This is a genomic window from Planktotalea sp., assembly GCF_039984035.1.
Classification (GTDB): domain Bacteria; phylum Pseudomonadota; class Alphaproteobacteria; order Rhodobacterales; family Rhodobacteraceae; genus Planktotalea.
The window spans coordinates 1-3,523 of the sequence record NZ_JBDWVM010000105.1; the positions used below are offsets into that span (position 1 = coordinate 1).

Genomic DNA, 3,523 nt, shown 5'->3' on the forward strand with positions numbered 1-3,523 from the left:
GTTCATCCTGAACCAAGAAGCTATGCAGTCTTCAGAGGCATTTACTGGAGATCTCCATTGCATCGCTGGACGTGCGTTTCTGAGGGTTGAACCCTGCCAATGGAGCGAAGCCGCCCGCCGCTTTCGCAAGGCTTACGAAGAAGATTGCCAGCGACCTGAACTCTTTGAGCTTTGGATCGAAGCACACGAAGAAGGCTGTGATTGGCAGGGCGTGATTGATATTGCAAGAATTGGCATATCAGAAACAAAATCTACGAAGTATTTCGCTCGGATGGGAAATGCAGGTTTAGAACAAGCATCCATTCTGATCTCCTCGGGAGACCAACAATCAGCCATTGATCTGTTGATGAGGACTGGTAAGGAACTTAATCAAGCCTTCGTAGGGAAAAAGACAACCCCCTTTGCATCGCCTGAAATTGTAACGCTTCGCAACCAGTGCTTTGCAATTGCTCTAAGAAATTCGGAAATATTGAACACTACAAGATCAAGTAAAATCAAGGTTTTTGATTTGGGGTGGCGTGCATTTGAGAGCTTTTCGAGATCCAACAGACTCCTCCGTGCAACTGTAATGGCTGCAGCTAGTTGGGCCGGATATGTGAAGGTTTTTGAAGGTGAGTTTCGTGGTGGTGACCAGAGAAAATTTGAAGAGACAATTGACAGGCTTTCAAGAATGCTCAACGTTTTTGAGCAGAAGGGCTGGAACGATCCTGAACTCATTGATCTTACGAAGCGCACGTTGGAAATGATGATATCCACTAGAGATGAGTTAGCCGCCTTCTAATACTTGTTACGACACCGATATGAACCATCGGCGCAGACGCGACCAAGTTCGGCTTTTGTCTTAAAAGCGGACCTGTATACAATGACGGCGAAAGCCCTGTTTGTCCGGAGGTTAGAAGCGCACTTTGCGTCTGTGATGCTCAATGGCCTGTACGCCGATAGCTGTGGCAACATGGCTTTTGCCGGTGCCGGGCCCACCGATCAGAACGACGTTTTCCGCATTCTCTATGAACTCGCCGCGATGGAGCTGTCGGATCGTGGCCTCATTGATGTCGCTCGACGTAAAGTCAAAGCCTGTAAGATTCTTGTATGATGGGAAGCGCGCAACTTTGGTGTGATAGGTAATCGAACGCACTTCTCGCTCGGCCATTTCCGCCTTGAGCAGTTGAGATAACATCGGGGTCGCGACCTCAAACGCTGGAACACCTTGTGTAACCAGATCGTCAACTGCATGCGCCATGCCATGCAGCTTGAGACTGCGCAGCATGATGATAATGGAAGCCCTTGCAGGATCATGACGCATTGCGGTTCTCCCTTGCCTGTCTCAGGTCATCATAACGATCCACATTTGCCTTTGGTGCTGTTTCCAAGGCGAGAGCATCTGGTGGGTCGATCTCTGGATGATCTGCCTGCTTTGGATCGATCAGCCTGTGCAGGAGGTTCAGAATATGCGTCTTGGTCGGCACACCCGCTTCCAGCGCTAGTTCCACGGCCCGCAGAACAGCGCCTTCGTCGTGGTGTAAAACGAGGGACAAGATATCGACCATTTCTCGGTCACCGCCATCCTTACGAAGCATGCGGTTTTGTAGCCGACGGAATATATCGGGTATCTCTGTAAATGGCGCGCCATTGCGGAGTGCCCCCGGTTTGCGTTGGATGACCGCCAGATAATGGCGCCAATCATAGATGACTTTGCCAGGCTTGCGGTGGGATCGATCAATGATCCGATCAAGCGTGCAGACGGTTTGCCCCTCTGCGACGATCACAAGTCGTTCTGGATAGACACGAAGGCTTACAGGGCGGTTCGCAAAGCTGGCGGGGACGCTGTACCGGTTGCGTTCAAACGTTATCAAACACGTTGGGGACACACGCTTGCTGTGCTCGACAAATCCGTCGAAGGCTGGTGGTAGAACCATCAACATAGGCTTCTCAGCTTCCCAAGCATCAGCTACTGAACCTGCCAATTCCCGGTGCGCTATCTCCGACCAAAGCGCGATACAGCGATCTTCAAGCCACTGGTTCAACTCTCGCAGATCCTTGAAGACTGGCATGACCTGCCACAACCGGTTCCGTGCATCCCGGACGTTCTTCTCAACCTGACCCTTTTCCCAGCCCGCCGCTGGATTGCAGAACTCAGGCTCAAAAACACAATGGCTGGCCATGGATTGGAAGCGTGCGTTGACATCACGTTGCTTGCCCCGTCCAACACGGTCCACCGCTGTCTTCATGTTGTCGTAAATCTGCGGACCATTGGTGAAGATGTGACCGAGGAGCTGGAATATATCCCCGGCCGGTTTGTTGTAAACCGGATCGTCCGCCCTCGGATGACTTGCAAATCTTGCGACAAGATCGTGCAGGCCGCGTTGCCATCACGCCCCATTGAGCGCGGCCGACCTGGCGCCGGTCTGTTGGCCCATGTGCTTGTGAACAAATACGCCGACCATTGCCCTTTATATCGTCAAAGCCAGATCTTCGCCCGCGAAGGCGTTGACCTGGAACGTTCAACTTTGGGAGGCTGGATCGGCCAAGCGACAAAACTGCTGGAGCCGCTGGCGGATGCAATCGGACGGTATGTTCGCGCCGGTCAGGCAGTATTTGCGGATGACACGCCCATCAAAATGCACGCGAAGAAGAAATGCGCGACCGCCCGCATTTGGACATATGTCCGCGATGAGCGTCCTTGGGCCAGTGCCGATGCACCGGCGGCTTGGTACAAGTTCAGTACCGACCGCGAAGGCAAACATCCCACGAGCCATCTGGGCCAGTTCAAAGGCTGGGTCCACGCGGACGGTTATACCGGGTTCAACGATCTGTTCGGCAAGGAAAACGTCCATGAGATGGCGTGTATGGCGCATGCTCGCCGCAAGTTCGTCGACATATTCCAATCGCAGGGCCTCGAGATTGCTGAAGAAGCGATCAAACGGATCGCCCTTCTCTACAGGGTCGAAAAGGCGGCGCGCGGAAAGCCCCCGAAAGAACGGGTCGCGCTGCGCCAAAGAGACGCCGCGCCGGTGTTTGATGATCTGGAAGTTTGGCTTGATGCCCAATTGAACCGCATTTCCGGCAAATCCGAACTGGCCAAGGCCATTCGATACGCCCTTGGCCGCATGAAGAAAATGCGTGGATATCTGGAAAACGGTTTCCTGGAGATCGACAATAATTGTGCAGAAAGATCAATTCGTTGTGTGGCTTTGGGCAGGAAGAATTATCTCTTCGTGGGTTCCAAGGGGGGGCGGCGAAGCCGCCGCCACCGCTTATTCCCTCATTGAAACCGCGAAGCTCAACAACGTCGATCCCCAAGCTTGGCTCACATGGGTACTTGCCCAAATCGCCGACCACAAGATCACACGTCTCGACGAACTACTGCCATGGCATTACGCTGCTCAAGCAGCGTAACAGACACACACTGGCCTATGCCAGAGCACCCACACCAGACGGTCACCCTTCGTCGCGGAATTCTCGACATGGTAAGAGACGCAGATTGAAGCGAACCGCCGCATACGTTAAATAACTTCAGTATCCT

At 53.1% G+C, this 3,523-nt stretch carries 3 protein-coding genes and 2 pseudogenes; 3 read left to right on the forward strand and 2 right to left on the reverse strand.

The features are described 5' to 3' along the window. On the forward strand, nt 1–781 hold a 781-nt coding region (locus ABJQ89_RS04665; protein ID WP_348495104.1), incomplete at its 5' end, for a hypothetical protein. A gap of 114 nt (nt 782–895) precedes the next feature. On the opposite strand, the pseudogene ABJQ89_RS04670 reads toward ABJQ89_RS04665, so the two are convergent. After that, nucleotides 896–1,303: pseudogene (locus tag ABJQ89_RS04670) on the reverse strand (ATP-binding protein); the annotation flags it as partial. Further along, a pseudogene (locus ABJQ89_RS04675) lies at nt 1,293–2,279 on the reverse strand (IS21 family transposase); the annotation flags it as partial. The pseudogenes ABJQ89_RS04670 and ABJQ89_RS04675, both read right to left, overlap by 11 nt. On the opposite strand from ABJQ89_RS04675, the gene ABJQ89_RS04680 reads away from it, so the two are divergent. Together ABJQ89_RS04680 and ABJQ89_RS04685 are read left to right on the forward strand one after the other, a co-directional pair. Beyond that, nucleotides 2,190–3,269, forward strand: a complete 1,080-nt coding sequence (locus ABJQ89_RS04680; protein WP_348495106.1) for an IS66 family transposase — start codon at nt 2,190–2,192, stop codon at nt 3,267–3,269. The pseudogene ABJQ89_RS04675 and the gene ABJQ89_RS04680 sit on opposite strands and share 90 nt — an antisense overlap. After that, nucleotides 3,184–3,396, forward strand: a complete 213-nt coding sequence (locus tag ABJQ89_RS04685) for a transposase domain-containing protein (RefSeq protein WP_348495105.1) — start codon at nt 3,184–3,186, stop codon at nt 3,394–3,396. The genes ABJQ89_RS04680 and ABJQ89_RS04685 overlap by 86 nt, the downstream gene beginning before the upstream one ends. Nucleotides 3,397–3,523: the final 127 nt, after the last annotated feature.